The sequence below is a fragment of the Streptomyces sp. BF23-19 genome (assembly GCF_041106355.1).
Classification (GTDB): domain Bacteria; phylum Actinomycetota; class Actinomycetes; order Streptomycetales; family Streptomycetaceae; genus Streptomyces; species Streptomyces virginiae_A.
In genome coordinates this window covers 47257-63198 of sequence record NZ_JBGBPT010000007.1, presented here as the reverse complement: position 1 = coordinate 63198, position 15942 = coordinate 47257, and the positions used below count along the sequence as shown (strand labels likewise).

Genomic DNA, 15942 nt, shown 5'->3' with positions numbered 1-15942 from the left:
CATCGGAACATGTCTGAATCTGTTTGACTACTGACTCGACGACGTTTGCCCGGTGGGCTCGTTCCAGCGCTGCTCGGCCGCCGGGCCCGTGCGGCCGAAGGTGACGGGCGCTCCGGGCTCACCACTCCCGGACGTCACGACGTAGCCCGGCGCGATCCGAGGCTTGATGCGTCCTGTCGCATCGGTGGAGAAGACCAGGTTGTTCCCCTCGGCCCGGCCGAATGCCGAGCACGACCAGATGCCCACGCCGTCCCCTGCGGAACCGCGTGCGTCCAGGCAGTAGCTCGGGTTGGCGGCATTGCGCAGGAGTCCCTTTTCGTCCAGACGCCACTGCTGGACCGGCGCTCCGGCACGGCAGCGAGCGGTGACCACGTCGACGCCGTTGGCGAAGGTGCCCCCGCGGACGTCCAGACACAGACCGGTGGCGGAATTGACGGCCGGAACGAAGGACGAGGCCCTGAAGGGTTGAACAGGATCGGCCGTCGCGGCCTCCCCGGTCGGTGTGGGGGCGGGCGTGGGCCCGTCACTGGGCGACGGGCCCGTCGCGGACGGCGACGCGCTGGGGGAACGAGCGGGTGAGGCGGATGTGGAGGGCCGCGACCTGCTCACCGACGGGGCCGGCGACCCCGCGCCGCCCGCCTCGACGTGTGCTCGCGGTGGCTGCCTCCGGGCCGCGGCGGGCGGTTCGGGCCCCCAGGTCGTAGGGACGGCGACGGCGATCGCCGTCGCCGTGATCAGGACCGCCGCGACACCCAGGGAAATCCGCCCGACCGGCCTCTGTCCCAAGGCGGACGGTTTCCGGTCGCCGGAGGTCGACTCCGGCCCGCCTCCGGCCGCGGTCGCGACCGGGAGGGACAGCGTGTCCTCGGTGTCCGAGTCCTGATCCGTACGGGTCGCCGCGGAGAGGTAGAGCGGGCCGGCCGGACCCAGCAGGGAACCGGCCAGTGACGGACCAGGAGTGTCACAGAGGGCGACCAGACCGCGCAGGGCGGCCGCACACCCGGGGCATCCGTCGACATGACGCGTCAGGTCAGGGTTCCCCCGTACATCGGCGCGCCCCGCGGCGGCGTCCAGCATGCGTGCGTACGCGGGACAGTGCGGGGTGGGTCGAGCCTGCAGGTGGACACGTAGGAAGGCGTCCCGGCACGCGGCCAACGCCCGGTGAGCCAGGTCCGGTACGGACTCGGGCCGGTCACCGGTGATCGTCGCGACGTGCTCGTCCGGCTCCCGTTCGACCACGGAATGCCACAGGACGGCCTGCGTGCGGGGTGACAGGGTGATGAACCCCTTGCGGACGAACGACTGCAGATCCGAATCCAGCGGAGCAGGTCCCGCCCCGGAAGGCGCGGACGGTGTGGGGGATGCGGACGCGGACACCAGCGCGAGCAACGACAGGCGAGGAGGCTGGTCCAGGACGTCGGTCGTGGCGGCCAGCAGCTCGAGGAACCGCTCCGTCGCGCGGTCCGCGGCGCGCCGCGCCGGCAGCAGGTCGCCGCAGACCGTTCGGGCGAAGGCGAAGACCCTCGGACCATGGCGTCGGCGCAGCTCGGTCCCGGCCGACGGGGCGGCCGGGTCCGCGGTGCGGATGGTGTCACACAGTTGCTGGTCGGTCATTCGACTCACAACAGAGGGATGATTCGTCGACACGTGGGACATCCTGGGTGGGAGGGAAAGTCGCCCTATTGTTCAGGACACGACATGCCCGTCGATAGCTCTTCCCGGTGAGAATTCCAGAAACCGTCCTCGAAAATGCGGACGTCTTTTATCCGGACATGGCGATCTACCGGAATTCTCCGCACACAGAGGTCCGGTCTCGATTTCGCCCGCCGTCGGCTGGATGGCGCGCGATCACCACTGGGGAGAACCCCGGCCGGCGCGCCTCGACCATGGCGGCCGCAACCACCTCGCAGCGAACAGAATCAGAGACACACGCAAGGAAGTCAACACCGAAGATCTTGCTCGATCGACTACGGCACCCGCCGACAGCCCAAGGCCGGCAGGGGAGGCGTCAGCCCGTCCTGTTGACAGAAGTTCGAACAGTTCAAGACATCAGCACCCCGTGCGCTTCCAGGCGGGAGGGCCCGGGGCGGCGCCGTCGGACGTTTAGCCGATCGTTATCAACTGGGCTCCGACTGGGCTGGATTCAGGAGCTCCGCACACAGTAGATTCACCGTTCACTCCCTCCTTCATCACACGGTCGTCCCGCAGCGGACAGCCATCAGGACACCCCCGACATGTGGGCCCGACAATTCAAGAGCTGTACGGCGTGGCACGCCGATGGCTCATTCTGCATTTCCCGGAACAGTCGACTGGAGTTTGGTGAGCACCCCTTTCTGCCCCCGATGCGGTGACCCCTTGCGCTGCGCCTGCGGCATCGCGCACCACGACGCGGGCGCAGGGCGGGCCCCCGCCCCGGCGCGGTTCGACCGAGACTGGGTCAGGCCGTACATCGCCCCGCACGAACCCGCGCCGGGGGGCGAACCGAGCACCATGGACACCGCCACGGTGTCGTGGGTCGCAGCACAGGCCGCGCACGAAAGCGGCCCACCGCCCGGCGGTGACACCATCGGCCAGCCCGTTGTCATGAGCAGGTCGGCCGGTCACCGGGCGCACCGGCCCACGAAGCGACGCCGACCGCTGCGCGTCACCGCGGCCCTCGCCACCCTGATCGGCTCCGCGGCCATCGCGGGTACGTACGCCTTCGCCCGGAGCCAGGGCACCGGCGACGCGACGGCGCAGGCCCCCGCGAGCCGGCTCGACGTACTCGATGTGGAGGACGAAGCGACCACGCCGCCCGAGGCGTCCCGGTCCCCCGGCCCGCCCCCGAGTCCTCCCCGGCGCACCCCGCCGACGGCCGGGAGCAGCCCGGTGCGTACACCGTCCTCGGCGGCTCCGTCGGCGCCCGCCATGGACACGTCCGCCGGTACGAACGCGGCGCCGGCCGCCGGACAGCGATCCGGCAGTCCGAGCACCGTGCCGCCCTCCCCCGCCTCGCCGACGGCACCCGGCGAGAAGCCGACGCTGCGCCGGCACGACACGGGTCCTCAGGTCGCCGATCTGCAGCGGCGCCTGGCGCAGCTGGGGTTGTGGTCCCTGCCCCAGCGAGGCCGCTACGACCAGCACCTCGACGACGCGGTGCAGCGGTTCCAGGCGAAGTACGGCGTCCGTGACGACCCGCCGGGGGTCTGCGGCCCGGCCACTCGGCGACGGCTGGAGTCCTTGACCTCCTGACGCCCGGCCGGCTGCTGTGCCCGTACCGCCCGGGGGCTCAACACGTCACCATTCGGCGAGGGAGCCGTCGCCCCGTCGCCACACCGGGTTGCGCCAGCGATGGCCCGTCTCGGCGGCGCGTTCGACGGCCTTCTCGTCGACGTCGATGCCCAGTCCGGGTGCGGTGAGCAGGGCGACGTGGCCGTCCTCGTAGCGGAAGACGGACCGGTCCGTGAGGTAGTCCAGCAGGTCCGACCCGGCGTTGTAGTGGATCCCGAGGCTCTGCTCCTGGATCAGCAGGTTGGGTGTGGCGAAGCCGACCTGGAGGCAGGCGGCCAGCGCGATCGGGCCCAGCGGGCAGTGCGGCGCGAGGGAGACGTCGTGCGCCTCCGCCATCGCCGCGATGCGCCGCACCTCCGAGATCCCACCGGCGTGCGAGAGGTCGGGCTGGGCCACGGCGATGCCCTGCTGGAGCACCGGCTTGAAGTCCCACCGGGAGTACAGCCGTTCTCCGGTGGCGATGGGGATGCTGGTGGAGCGCACGACCTCGCCGATGTGGGCGCTCATCTCGGGAACCACCGGCTCCTCGACGAAGAACGGCAGGTACGGCTCGAGGAGGGGAAGCACCCGCCGTGCCATGGGGAGGGTGAGACGGCCGTGGAAGTCCACGGCGATGTCGAAGTCGTCGCCGACCTCCGCGCGGACGCTCTCCACCCGTTCGACGATGTCGCGGACGGCCCGCGGCGTGTCGATCAGCTCCAACTGGGGCGAGGCGTTCATCTTGATGGCCGTGAAGCCCTCGGCCTTGCGGGCGGCGGCCTGCTGCGCGACGTCGGTCGGTCGGTCGCCGCCGATCCAGCTGTACACCCGTGCCCGGTCCCGGACGTTGCCGCCGAGCAGCTGCCACACCGGCACGCCCAGCGCCTTGCCGGCGATGTCCCACAGTGCCTGGTCGATGCCCGCGACCGCGCTGGACAGGACGGGGCCGCCGCGGTAGAAGCCGCCCTTGGTCAGGACCTGCCAGTGGTCCTCGATGCGCATCGGGTCCTGTCCCACCAAGTAGTCGGACAGTTCCTCGACGGCCGCCGCGACGGTGTGCGCACGGCCCTCGACGACCGGTTCGCCCCAGCCGGTGATGCCCTCGTCGGTGTCCACGCGCAGGAAACACCAGCGGGGGGCGACGAGGTAGGTCCTCAGGGAGGTGATCTTCACTTGGACTCCTTCTTCACGGCCCAGCCGCCGTCCACGGTCAGGTTCGTGCCGGTGATGTACGAGGCGTCGTCGGACGCGAGGAAGGCGACGGCGGCCGCTACTTCGTCGGGGTGGCCGAGCCGTCCCAGGGCTGTGGCACGGGCGGAGAGCAGACGGCCCTCCTCGTCCACGTCCTGCCAGTTCTCGGTGAGGATCGGACCGGGCAGCACGGAGTTGAACCGCACGTCCGGCCCGTACTCGACCGCGAGCTGGCGGACGAGCGCGCACATGCCTCCCTTCGCCGCGGCGTAGGCCGGATGGCCCGGCAGGCTGCACAGTGCGTGCACGCTGGAGGTGGCGACGAAGGACCCGCGGGCGGTGCGCAGGTCGTCGAGGAAGGTCCGTACGGCCAGGTAGGGCGCCTTGAGGTTGACGGCCATGTCACGGTCCCAGTCGCTGCCGGCCAGTTCGTGGGCGGGCGCGGGCGTGTGGGTGAAGGCGTTGCTGTGCACGACGGCCACCGGGCCGAACAGCGTGTGGGTGCGGTCCTTCAGGCTGCGCCAGTCCTGTTCGGACGAGACGTCGCACGGCACGAACTCCGCGCGGCCCCCCTCGTCGCGGATCTTCCGCGCGAGTGCGGTGCCCGCCGCCTCGTCGATGTCGGCGAGGACGACGGCGGCCCCTTCGGCGGCCAGACGTACGGCGCTGGCCGCGCCGATGCCGGACGAGGCGCCGGTGACGACGGCCGTTCGCCCTGTGAATCGATTCATGGCTGGTCTTTCGTGGGTGGAGTGGGTGGGGGTGGCGTCGAGTGGTGGTGGGGCGTCCGGGCCGGGAGGCACCGGTCAGCGGGTGACGTCCGCTCCGTGGAGCAGGTCCAGTTCGGCGCGCCGCGGCAGGCCCTCCCAGTCGCCGGGCGAGGCCACCGCGAAGGCCCCGCACGTCGCGGCCAGCAGGAGCCGGCCCGGGAGGTCGGTGCCGTCGAGGAGCCCGGCGAGGTATCCGGCGACGAAGGCGTCGCCCGCGCCGATCGGATCCACCAGGGTGACCGGCACGATGTCCTGGACGACCTCGCCGCCGCGGGTGACCGCAACGGCTCCTCGGGCGCCGAGTTTCAGGACCGCTTCGCGCGGGCCCAGGTCGAGCAGGGTGCGCGCCATGGTGGCGGGGTCGGCCTCGGGGACGACCAGCGAGGCCTCGTCGGGACCGGCGAAGACGACGTCCGCGCGGCTGACGAGTTGGGTCAGTTCGGCCGCGGCCTCGTCCCGGGTCCACAGCCGGGCCCGAAAATTGACGTCCAGGCTGACGGTGACGCCGGCGGCGCGGGCGAGCTCGACGGCCCGCCGTACGGCCGCCCGCGGCCCGTCGCCGAGGGCGGGGGTGATGCCGGTGACGTGCAGGACGCGGGCCCGGGTGACGAGTTCCGGGTCGATGTCCTCGGGGTCGAGGCGGGCGCCGGCGAGTCCTCGCCGGTAGTAGGTGACACGGGTGTGGTCGGGTGTGCGGCGCTCACGCAGCATGAGTCCGGTCGGTGCTGTGTCGTCGACGCGTGCGCGGCTGACGTCGACGGCCTCACCGCGCAGCCCGTCGAGGATCATCGTGCCGGCGCTGTCGGCCCCGACCCGCCCGGTCCAGGACGCAGCGTGGCCGAGGCGGCTGACGCCGATGGCGACCGTGGCCTCGGCCCCCGCGAACCCCAGGCGGAGGGCGCTGCCGGAGGCGAGCGGACCGGCCCGGTCGGCGGCCAGGACAGCCATGGCTTCCCCGAGGGTGACGAGCGCGGTCATGAGCGGATGCCGTCCAGCAGTGTGGCGGCGCGTTCCCGGAGCGCGTCCAGGTCGCCGCCCTCGCAGGCGTCCCCGATCAGTGGGCTGCCCATGCCCAGGGCGCTCGCGCCGGCGGCGAAGTAGGCGGGGGCCTGATCGAGGTCGATCCCTCCCGTGGGAACCAGAGGGACGTGCGGCAGGGGTGCCCGGACGGCGCGCAGATAGTCCGGGCCTCCGGCCGAGGCGGGGAAGAGCTTGACCATGGTGGCGCCCGCTCGCCACGCCGCCACGATCTCGCTCGGCGTCAGGGCGCCGGGGAGCACCGGGACGCCGAGGCGACGGGCCTCCCTGATGACGTCCAGGCAGGTGGCCGGCGTGATGAGGTAGGTGGCGCCGGCTTCCACGGCGCGCATCGCGTCGGCCGGGGTCATGACGGTGCCCGCGCCGAGGGCGGTACCGGCCGGCTTGGACTCGGCGTACTCGCGCAACGCGTGCAGGACTCCCGGTGTGGTGAGGGTGAACTCCATGGCCCGGATGCCCGCTTCGTGGAGGGCGTCGGCGGTGGCGGCGAAGTGGCGTGGCGACTGGGAACGCAGGATCGCTATCACGGGTGCGACGGCGAGTGCGGGGGCCAGGGGGTCGGTCGTCATGCGGAACCTCGGGGGTCGTATGAGGTGGTGGAGGACCCGGGCAGCTGCGCCGGGTCGTCGGCGAAGGGCGGGACCGGCAGGCCGGTGGCACCGGGCCGGCAGATGAAGATCCGGCCGGCGTGCGGCTCCGCCGCGAGTTGCGCGGCCGTCAGCCCGTCGGACGCGGTGGTGATGATCAGGAGGTCCAGGTCCGGGCCCGCGAAGGCGCAGCTGGACACCTGGGAGGCGGGGACCGTCACGACGGCGTGGAGTGCGCCGTCGGGGGTGTAGGCCCTGACCTGTCCCGCTCCCCACACCGCCACCCAGACCCGGCCCTCGGTGTCGACGGCCAGGCCGTCCGGCAGGCCGGCAGGGCTGGTGTCGGCGAAGGGGCGGCGGCACGAGAGGGCGCCGGTGACGGGGTCGTGGTCGAAGACGTCGACGCGATGCGTCGGGCTGTCCGCGTAGTACAGCAGCCGGCCGTCGGGGCTCCAGCCGAGGCCGTTGGAGACGGTGACGGGGCTCAGCACGGTCGTCACGCTGCCGTCGGGGTCGAGGCGGTGGAGGGTGCCCGCGCCGGGGGTCGCGTCGTAGGCCATGGTCCCGGCCAGCAGCCGCCCGCTCGGGTCGCACTTGGCGTCGTTGAACCGTCGCGGCGTGCCGTCGTCGGGGACGGCGGGGGCGGCGAACTCCGTGGCCACCCCGGCCTCGTCGATCCTCAGGAAGGACGTTCCGGCGGCCGCGAGGAGCCCGCCGGACACGCAGGGCGCGACCGCTCCGACGGGCCGGTCGAGGCTGACGGTCGCCCTGTCCCCCAGGTCCGGCAGACCGCTGTCGTCGTCGCGGGCCACCAGAGGTGCCCGGTGGACGAGGCCCGCCGTGATGTCCACCCACAGCAGGTCACCGCGTCCGGCGTGCCAGACGGGTCCCTCGGTCAGGCGTCCCGGCACGGGCGCGCACGGCAGTGCGGTCAGGTGCATGGTGTAGCTCCTCTCTTGTGCGACGAAACTCTAAGAGTTCTTCTAACCCATGTAAATACACATCGTCCAACGCATGGAATAAGCTCGGCCTCGTACCCGACGACGGCCTTTGCCGCGACATGGAAGGACGCACCCATGGCGAAACGCACCGCCCAGGACATCCGCCGCCGCAACCGGTTCGACGCGCTGCGGTGCGTCTTCGCAGCCGCCGGCCCGGTGAGCCGACAGGAGGTCGCCGCAGCGACCGGCCTGTCCTTCGCGACCGTGGCCAACCTCGTCGCCGAGCTCTTGGAGGCGGGAGTCCTGCGCGAGGCCGGCCACGAGGACTCCAAGGGCGGGCGCCCGCGGGCCCGCCTCGCGGTCAACGCGGAGCGCGGTGCGCTGGTCGGGATCGACGTGGCGGAGACGTCCGTCCAGGTCGAGCTGTTCGACCTGGCGCTGACGGTGCTGCGCAGCGTACGGCTGCCGCTGCCGCAGAACGATGTCCGGCCGGACGACGTGGTCGACGCCATCGTCACGGGGGTCGAGGGCCTCTCGGACGCCACGGGCGCCTCCCCGCGCATCCTCGGCGCGGGAGTCAGCATCCCCGGCCTCGTGGAGCGCGAGGGCGGTGTATCCGTCTTCTCGCCCTACTGGTCCTGGCGCGACGTGCCCCTGCGCTCCCTCCTCGCCGAGCGCCTCCCGATGCCCCTGTACCTCGACAACCCGCTCAAAGCCGGCACCGTCGCCGAGATGTGGTTCGGCGCCGGACGCGAGGTCGACGACCTCCTCGTACTGACCCTCCGGGCGGGAGTCGGTGCGGGCATCGCGGTCGACGGAGCCCTCTACCGGGGCGCGACCAACAGCGCCGGGGAGTGGGGTCACACATGCCTGGTCCGGGGCGGCCGGGAGTGCAGGTGCGGCAGGCAGGGCTGTGTCGAGGCCTACGTCAGCACCCGCGGCATCGCCCGCACGGTACGGGAACTGGACGCGGAAAGCCCCCTCCTGGACCCCGACGAGGACGCCGTCGTCAGCAAGGTCGCCCGCGCCGCCGCGCGGGGCGACGCCGTGGCCGTCGAAGCCGTGGCGCGGACCGCCCGCCACCTGGGGGAGGCTGCGGCCGATCTCCTCAACCTGTTCAATCCGCAGGCCCTGGTACTGGGCGGCTGGGTGGCCGACCGCCTCGGCGAGCCACTGCTGCGGCAGACCCGCGACGTCATCGCGGCGCACGCGCTACCGGCGACGCTCCAGGCGCTCACCTTCCAGCTGAGCACCGTGCCGGACAACCCGGTGAGTCTCGGAGCCGCCACCTTCGCCCTGGAGGGCTTCCTGGACGACCGCGAGACCTTCGGCACCGTGGCGGCGGGGCGCCGTGCCGCCAGGGAGGCGAAAGCCCGGACCTCTTGAGGGTGGACCGGCTTCCGGCCGCTCAGCCGGCCGGGGCCGCCGTACTCTCGCGCACCACCAGGACGGGCGCGACCGACGCCTTGCGCGGGCTGCCCGCCTCGCCACCGATCTGATCGAGGAGCAGTCCGACGCAGTGGCGGCCCACGGCGTCGAAGTCCTGCCGGACGGTGGTGAGGGGGGCGGGGAAGAACGCGGCCTCGGGCACGTCGTCGAATCCGGTCACGCTCACGTCCTGCGGCACCCGCCGGCCCGCCTCCTGCAGGGCGCGCATGACGCCGAGGGCCATCTGGTCGTTGGCGGCGAAGATCGCGGTCACTTCCGGGCGGGCGGCCAGTTCACGCCCGGCGCGGTACCCCGAGGCCGCGGACCAGTCACCGTAGAGCAGCGGTGGTACGACGGTGCCCGCTTCCCTGAGCGAGCGGTGCCACGCCTCGGCCCGGCGGCGCGCCGCGTAGGAGTCGCGGGGCCCCGCGACGTGCCAGACCGTTCGGTGCCCGAGGCCCAGCAGGTGCGCGACGACGCTGCGGGTGCCTTCGGCCTGGTCGATGTCGACGTTGGCGTAGCGGTGACCGGTGTCCCCGTCGGCGAAGACCACGGGAACGGTGGACGGCAGCCGGAGTTCGGGGGTGTCCAGGATCTGCGACTCGATGAGGATGATGCCGTCGACGGACTGGACCATCAGCTGCTGGAACGCCTGGCGCACGGCGGCTCCGGTCTGCGCCCGGGCTCCCATGAAGTTCACGAACAGGTCGGCCTCGCGGGCGGCGTCGGAGATGGCGGCGAAGGTCCTGGCGTTGCCGTAGGCGCTGATGTCGAAGCTGATGACGCCCAGCGTGCCGAACCGCCCGGTGACCAGCGCCCGGGCGGCCGTGTTGGGGCGGTACCCGAGCATCTTCATCGCGGCCAGTACCCGCTCGCGGGTGGACGCGTCGACGTTCTCCCGGTTGTTGGCCACGCGGGAGACGGTCTGCGACGAGACCCCCGCCATGGCGGCGACATCGGCCATGGAGGGCGACTGGCGCAGCGGACGGGACCTCGGTGATCTTGCTCCGACCTCGCGCGGCATGTGAACCGGACCTCCGAACCCCTACTCCGAGCCGAGTGCGTGTGCACCCGTACGGATGTTAGCGCCGCACACCGAAGGGGCGGGCGCTCGCGCTACTCGCCGGCTCTCTTGACATGTCCAGCCACCGCTTCGACACTCTCCCCGCCCCTTCATGTTAACGCAAACATCATGCTGCGCGCCCTGCAGGGTCCGTGCTCGTGCGCCCCGATGCCGTGAACGGCCGTGGACGATCCCGCGACCGATACGCAGCAGCGCGCCCCTGCCAGGCGCTCCTCCCCCACGTACACATCCGCTCCCGACAGGAGACCAGCTGTGCTCGCTACCAGAAGAAGGCCCCCGGGCGACGCCCGGCGCCGCATGCGCACCGCCCTCGCGACCTCGCTCGCGGTCGTCGCCGCACTCCTCGTCGGGGGTGCGGCGTCACCTCCGGACGCAGCTGCCGCTGCCCGGCCGGCAGCGGTCCCCGTCCGCCTCGACCCCAGCTACCAGCAGGCCCCGTTCGAGGGATGGGGCACCGCGCTCGCCTGGTTCGCCAACGTCACGGGCGGCTGGCCCGACGCCCAGCGCAACCGGCTCGCCGACGCCCTCTACGGCGCCGAAGGGCTCGGCCTGACCATCGCCCGCTACAACATCGGCGGCGGTGACAGCCCGGAGACCGCGCCCTACATGCGCGCCGGGGCAACCGTACCCGGCCACTGGAGCCGGCCCGGCCACCGGGCGCCCGACGGCTGGGACCCGGACAACCCCGATCACTGGGACCCGTACGCCGACGGCAACCAGCGCTGGTGGCTCAAGGCGGCCAAGGCCCGGGGCGCCGACACCTTCGAGGCGTTCTCGAACTCGCCGCCGTACTTCATGACCCACAGCGGGCTCGTCTCAGGTGCGGTCGACCCCATGCACGACAACCTCCGCCCGGACCAGTACGAGCGCTTCGCCGCCTACCTGGCCGGGGCCCTGCAGCGCGTGCAGAACAGTACGGGCGTCACCTTCGCCTCCGTGTCGCCCGTCAACGAACCGGGCACCGCCTACTGGCGCGCGGGCGGACGCCAGGAAGGCTCGCACTGGGCCCGCGACTCCCAGGCCCGCATGATCACGGCACTGCGCGCCGAGCTGGACCGCAGCGGGCTGCGCACTCCGATCGCGGCGATGGACGAGACGGACCCGGACATGTTCCGGGCCAACTGGGACAGTTACGGCAGTACGGTCCGCTCCGCCGTCGGACGGCTCAACACCCACACCTACGGGACCAACGGGCGCAGCGGGGCACGGGACATCGCCAAAGGCGCGCACAAGCCCCTGTGGATGTCGGAGGTGGACCTCGGCGGCACGGTCCCGCAGAGCTTCACCGACATGAGCCCGGCCCTCGACCTCGCCGAGCGCATCACCGACGACCTCACGCGGCTCGAACCCCGGGCCTGGGTGCTGTGGCAGGCCGTCGAGGACTACGAGAACATGACCCCGGCCCACGAGGACTCCAACTGGGGCCTGATCCAGACCGATTTCACCCCGGCCCACGCGGCGAAGGAACCGCTGCGCAAGAACAAGAAGTACTGGGCGATGGCCCAGTACAGCCGATTCATCAGGCCCGGCTCCCGCATCATCGGCACGGACGACGACCACACCCTGGCCGCAGTGCGCCCCGGTGGGCAGGGCGCGGTCGTGGTGCACACCAACCCCACGGGTTCGGCCCGGACGATCGCCCTGGACCTCACCGGCTTCCGCGACGTCTCCGGCGCACCGGTCCAGCGCTACACCACGGACCCGACCCGCAACGTCAACCGGGAAGCCGACGTGTCCGTCACCGGCAAGCGCCTCACCGTGACCCTCGCCCCCCACTCGGTCACCACCCTCGTCGTACCGGGCGCGTCAGGCGTCGACCCCGAGCAGGCGGCCCCCGCGGCCGGTCCCCGGCTCCTCGTCAACGACCACAGCGGTCTGGCCCTCACGGCCGCCCCGGCCGGGGCCGGCAGCGCCGTGATCCAGCGCCCCCCGAACCGGCCCGACACCACGCAGCAGTGGACCCTCACGAGGTCGGTGCCCGGTGACTGGAGCAGCACGGCCTCGTACCGGGTGACGAACGCGGGCAGCGGCCGGGCCCTCGCCGTCGCCGACGGCGAACTCACCCTGCTTCCTCCGGGACCGTCCGCACAGCAGCAGTGGATGTTGTCCACCTCCGGAGACGGGCACCACACCTTGATCAACAGCACGACCGGCACTCTCCTCGACGTCACCGGCGCCTCCACCGCCGACGGCGCCCCGGTCGGCACCTACCGGCCCAACACGGGGCGCAACCAGTCCTGGAGCTTCCGCGCGGACCCGGCGGGCGGGTAGTCCCGACGGCGTGGCACGCACCGCCGGTGGCGGACCTTGCGGCCCGTCACCGGGGGCGCCGGGTCGGGAGAAGCGTTGCCCGTCATTCACGCGCCCGCCGCATTGGTTGCGTAAACATGTGGCGTCTCGCCCATGGGCCGCTCGATCGCGCCCCACACCACCGGAAGGGCTGCACACCATGAAACGCAGGTCTCTGATCACCGCGGCGGCCGGCGCCGTCGCCCTCGGCGCCGCAACCTCGCCGCCTGCCGCGGCGCAGCCGCTCGGCCACGCCCCCACCACGCCACTGTCCACGTTCAACGTCATCAGCGACATCCAGGGCGACCTGGGAGACTTCGCCGTCGCCCTGCGCGACATCCGGACCACCGCCCCGCACGGCTCGGGGCTCGCGGTCGCCGGCGACATCACCCCGCGCGGCTACGACTTCGAATACGCGGCGGTACGGCAGGTGCTGGACCGCGGCCCGCGCCCGCGCGAGCTCGCGTGGGCCATCGGGAACCACGAGTTCTACGTCCCCAAGTACGCCGATCCGCAGACGCTCTCCCTGGCCACCTGGCCCAACGGCGCCACGGAGGACTCCCTGTTCCGCAGCTTCCACCGGTTCGCCGGGCGCGGCACGGTGTACGCCGAGACCACCTTCGGCGGCATCCCCGTCCTCACCATCGGCACCGAGCGGTACATGCACTACCACGACCCGAAGCTCTGGGACGAAGTATGGCTGAGCGAGGGGCAGTTGCGGTGGCTGGAGGGGCGCCTGCGGCACTGGAGCGTACGCCGCAAGCCGGTCATGGTGATCGCGCACCACCCCCTGCCGAACACGGTCTCGGGCACACGGAACAAGCTCTACGCCACCGACTACCTCCAGGCCGACGCGCTCCTCGGGCTGCTGGGGCGCCACCGCGACGTGTTCCTGTTCAGCGGACACACGCACTGGGACCTGGCACTGTCCGACTGGTACGTGCGGCGCGTCGTGCCCGGAACGGCGAACCTGGACGGGTTCTCGGTCATCAACACGGGGGCCGTGCAGACCGGCTTCGCCGACAACGGCCAGGGGGGTGAGAGCACGGTCCCCGGCGTCTTCAACCAGGGCCTCCAGGTGGAGGTGCACCGCGACCGCGTGGTCATCAAGGCCCGGGACTTCGCGGCCGGTGCCTGGCTGAAGCAGATCTCCGTGCCGCTGGCGACCGCGATCTGACCGGGGGGCGACGCCCCGGGAGGTGACGCTGCGGTCGTGGGTCATGCACGGAATGTCGAATTTGTTTACGAGCTGTTGACATTCGGGTGACGCGTGCGCCAGCCTCTGCTGAAAGTTGTTGGTTCACGCGCAGAAATGTTGGTTCCTGTGCACATGGGGAGCGGGACTCCCCTGTGCCGGGTCCCGACGTACGCGCGGTGACATCAAGGATCTGCATGCGAAGAGTGAGATCCGTCCTCGTCGGCCTGAGCCTGCTCCTCCCCGTTCTGGGTGGTGCGCCGACGGCGCTGGCGGCGCCCGTCACCACCGAACCCGGCACCCAGTTCCCGGACACCGCGGGACAAGGGGTGCAGGCCCACGGCGGCGGCGTACTCCAAGTCGACGACTACTACTACTGGTTCGGTGAGGACCGCGGCGACGACAACAAGTTCCGCTACGTCTCGGCGTACCGCTCCAAGGACCTGAAGAATTGGGAGCCCCGCGGCCACGTCCTGACACAGGAGGCCGACCCCGAGATCCGTTCGGCCGTGATCGAGCGGCCCAAGGTCCTCTACAACGAGAAGACCAAGCAGTTCGTCATGTGGATGCACAAGGAGGCGGACGACTCCTACGCCGAGGCCCGCGCCGCCGTGGCGGTGTCCTCCACGATCGACGGCCCCTACACCTGGAAGGGCTCCTTCCGCCCGAAGGACGCCTCCGGCGCCGAGCACATGTCCCGCGACATCACCGTGTACGAGGACAAGGCCGCCGGCAAGGCCTACATGATCTCCTCGGCCAACTACAACGCCGACCTGCACATCTACGAACTCACCGACGACTACACGCAGGTGAAGGACCTGGTGGCCAACCCCTGGCCGGGCCGGCACCGCGAGTCACCGGCCCTGTTCAAGCGCGGTGACGTCTACTTCATGCTCACCTCCGGGACCAGCTACTGGGACCCCAACCAGCAGAAGTACGCCACCGCCACCAGCCTGGCGGGACCGTGGTCGCCCATGAAGGACGTCGGAAGCCACGACGGCCACCACTCGCAGACGGCGTTCGTCCTGCCCGTGGAAGGCAGCGACACCACCTCCTTCCTCTACATGGGAGACCGCTGGGCGGGCGTGTGGTCCGACCCGAAGCACGTCAACGACTCCACGTACGTGTGGCTCCCGCTGGCGTTCCCCACGGCCACGACCATGACCCTTCCGTGGTACCCCCAGGTCTCGATCGACACCGCGACGGGCCGGATATCCGGCTCCGGCGGGGACCCTCGGACGATCACCAACAAGGGGAGCGGCGCCTGCGCCACCGTGCCCGGCAGCTCCTCCGACAACCAGGTGCCGGTGACCCAGGAGACCTGCGCCGCCGACACCCTGAACAGCCAGTGGCGGTTCACCGACAACAGCAACGGCTACGTGCGCGTCCTCGCCCAGCACAGCGGCAAGTGCCTGGACGTCGCGGACAAGTCGACCGCCGACGGCGCCGAGGTCAAGCAGTACGACTGCGGCTGGGGGGACAACCAGCGCTGGCGCTTCGAGACCCTCCCCGACGGGTACGTACGCATCGTCGCCAAGCACAGCGGCAAGTGCCTCGCCGTCCGGGGCGGATCCACGACGGCCGGCGCCGGGATCGTCCAGTCCACGTGTGACGGCTCGCCCGGTCAGGCCTGGAAGGTCTCCGCCGCAGCCGGTCCGGCCGACCCGACCGACCCGCCGGCCCCCGGTACGGCCGAACGGCAGCTCACCGCGTCGGTCGGAGCCGGTGTACTGACCATGGCCACCACCGCGGACCCCGTCCGGCTCCCCCCTGTCGACTTCGGTACCGGCGGCACCTCGGCCGGACAGCTGGGCACCGTCACCGTGAAGGACTTCCGCGGCGGCACGGCCGGCTGGTCACTCACCGGCAAGGTCACCGACTTCGCCGGACCGCGCGGGAAGATCGAGGCCAACCGGCTCACGTGGACCCCCGTCTGCTCCACCCGGAGCGACAGCCCCAGCACGTGCGCCGCGGGCAGCCCGGGCGTCGTCGGAACGGACGGCGCGACCTTGGCCTCTGCCGCCGCAGGTGACATGACGGGCGGGGAGTTCACCGCCGACGCCACCGTGTCCCTCGACATCCCGAAGTACACCCCCGTCGGCAGCTACACCGGCGTCCTCTCCCTCACCCTCCTCTGACCGCGCCCGTGGGCCGCACGCCACGCGTCCTG

General features: G+C 71.7%; 11 protein-coding genes and 2 pseudogenes. 6 read left to right on the top strand and 7 right to left on the bottom strand.

Going from position 1 to position 15942, the window contains the following annotated elements:
• Window positions 1–27: 27 nt before the first annotated feature.
• Window positions 28–1614, bottom strand: coding sequence for a ricin-type beta-trefoil lectin domain protein (locus AB8A24_RS06330; protein ID WP_369475072.1), 1587 nt, complete (start codon window positions 1612–1614; stop codon window positions 28–30).
• A 969-nt stretch (window positions 1615–2583) separates the two neighbouring features.
• Here AB8A24_RS06330 and AB8A24_RS06325 point away from each other — a divergent pair.
• On the top strand, window positions 2584–3231 hold the full coding sequence (locus AB8A24_RS06325) for a peptidoglycan-binding protein (protein ID WP_369475071.1): 648 nt from the start codon (window positions 2584–2586) through the stop codon (window positions 3229–3231).
• A gap of 45 nt (window positions 3232–3276) precedes the next feature.
• Here the strand turns inward: AB8A24_RS06325 and dgoD are convergent, their stop codons facing one another.
• The 5 genes from dgoD to AB8A24_RS06300 all read right to left on the bottom strand — a co-directional run bounded on the left by dgoD (window position 3277) and on the right by AB8A24_RS06300 (window position 7776).
• Window positions 3277–4422, bottom strand: a complete 1146-nt coding sequence (dgoD, locus tag AB8A24_RS06320; RefSeq protein ID WP_328964966.1) for a galactonate dehydratase — start codon at window positions 4420–4422, stop codon at window positions 3277–3279.
• Window positions 4419–5171: an SDR family NAD(P)-dependent oxidoreductase gene (locus AB8A24_RS06315; RefSeq protein ID WP_328964965.1), complete on the bottom strand. Its 753-nt coding sequence runs from the start codon at window positions 5169–5171 to the stop codon at window positions 4419–4421. Before AB8A24_RS06315 ends, dgoD begins: the two co-directional genes overlap by 4 nt.
• Before the next feature lie 75 nt (window positions 5172–5246).
• Window positions 5247–6188, bottom strand: coding sequence for a sugar kinase (locus tag AB8A24_RS06310; protein WP_369475070.1), 942 nt, complete (start codon window positions 6186–6188; stop codon window positions 5247–5249).
• Window positions 6185–6817 carry a bifunctional 4-hydroxy-2-oxoglutarate aldolase/2-dehydro-3-deoxy-phosphogluconate aldolase gene (locus AB8A24_RS06305; RefSeq protein WP_328964963.1) on the bottom strand — a complete coding sequence of 211 codons (633 nt, stop codon included), beginning with the start codon at window positions 6815–6817 and terminating at the stop codon, window positions 6185–6187. The genes AB8A24_RS06310 and AB8A24_RS06305 overlap by 4 nt, the downstream gene beginning before the upstream one ends.
• Complete coding sequence (locus tag AB8A24_RS06300) at window positions 6814–7776, bottom strand: SMP-30/gluconolactonase/LRE family protein (RefSeq protein WP_369475068.1); 963 nt, start codon at window positions 7774–7776, stop codon at window positions 6814–6816. The genes AB8A24_RS06305 and AB8A24_RS06300 overlap by 4 nt, the downstream gene beginning before the upstream one ends.
• 135 nt (window positions 7777–7911) lie before the next feature.
• Here AB8A24_RS06300 and AB8A24_RS06295 point away from each other — a divergent pair, with 135 nt between their 5' ends.
• A complete protein-coding gene (locus AB8A24_RS06295) occupies window positions 7912–9162 on the top strand; it encodes an ROK family protein (RefSeq protein WP_328964961.1) in 1251 nt (416 codons plus the stop codon).
• Window positions 9163–9184: 22 nt separating this feature from the next.
• On the opposite strand, the gene AB8A24_RS06290 is transcribed toward AB8A24_RS06295, so the two are convergent.
• Complete coding sequence (locus AB8A24_RS06290) at window positions 9185–10168, bottom strand: LacI family DNA-binding transcriptional regulator (RefSeq protein WP_328964960.1); 984 nt, start codon at window positions 10166–10168, stop codon at window positions 9185–9187.
• 372 nt (window positions 10169–10540) lie between these two features.
• On the opposite strand from AB8A24_RS06290, the gene AB8A24_RS06285 reads away from it, so the two are divergent.
• The 4 genes and pseudogenes from AB8A24_RS06285 to AB8A24_RS06270 form a co-directional block, all read left to right on the top strand.
• Entirely contained in the window at window positions 10541–12559 is a 2019-nt protein-coding gene (locus tag AB8A24_RS06285) for a glycoside hydrolase (protein WP_369475067.1), read from the top strand.
• Between the two features lie 178 nt (window positions 12560–12737).
• A complete protein-coding gene (locus AB8A24_RS06280; protein WP_328964958.1) occupies window positions 12738–13754 on the top strand; it encodes a DUF4073 domain-containing protein in 1017 nt (338 codons plus the stop codon).
• 215 nt (window positions 13755–13969) lie between these two features.
• Window positions 13970–15412: pseudogene (locus AB8A24_RS06275) on the top strand (RICIN domain-containing protein); the annotation flags it as partial.
• A gap of 51 nt (window positions 15413–15463) precedes the next feature.
• Window positions 15464–15910, top strand: a pseudogene (locus tag AB8A24_RS06270) (beta-xylosidase); the annotation flags it as partial.
• Window positions 15911–15942 lie beyond the last annotated feature (32 nt).

Bases quoted from the DNA above. Each gene is read 5' to 3' on its own strand.
- AB8A24_RS06325 (WP_369475071.1), top strand. From the start codon at position 2,584: ATGAGCAGGTCGGCCGGTCACCGGGCGCACCGGCCCACGAAGCGACGC.
- AB8A24_RS06305 (WP_328964963.1), bottom strand. From the start codon at position 6,817: ATGACGACCGACCCCCTGGCCCCCGCACTCGCCGTCGCACCCGTGATA.
- AB8A24_RS06300 (WP_369475068.1), bottom strand. From the start codon at position 7,776: ATGCACCTGACCGCACTGCCGTGCGCGCCCGTGCCGGGACGCCTGACC.
- AB8A24_RS06330 (WP_369475072.1), bottom strand. From the start codon at position 1,614: ATGACCGACCAGCAACTGTGTGACACCATCCGCACCGCGGACCCGGCC.
- AB8A24_RS06295 (WP_328964961.1), top strand. From the start codon at position 7,912: ATGGCGAAACGCACCGCCCAGGACATCCGCCGCCGCAACCGGTTCGAC.
- AB8A24_RS06280 (WP_328964958.1), top strand. From the start codon at position 12,738: ATGAAACGCAGGTCTCTGATCACCGCGGCGGCCGGCGCCGTCGCCCTC.
- AB8A24_RS06315 (WP_328964965.1), bottom strand. From the start codon at position 5,171: ATGAATCGATTCACAGGGCGAACGGCCGTCGTCACCGGCGCCTCGTCC.
- AB8A24_RS06290 (WP_328964960.1), bottom strand. From the start codon at position 10,168: ATGGCCGATGTCGCCGCCATGGCGGGGGTCTCGTCGCAGACCGTCTCC.
- AB8A24_RS06310 (WP_369475070.1), bottom strand. From the start codon at position 6,188: ATGACCGCGCTCGTCACCCTCGGGGAAGCCATGGCTGTCCTGGCCGCC.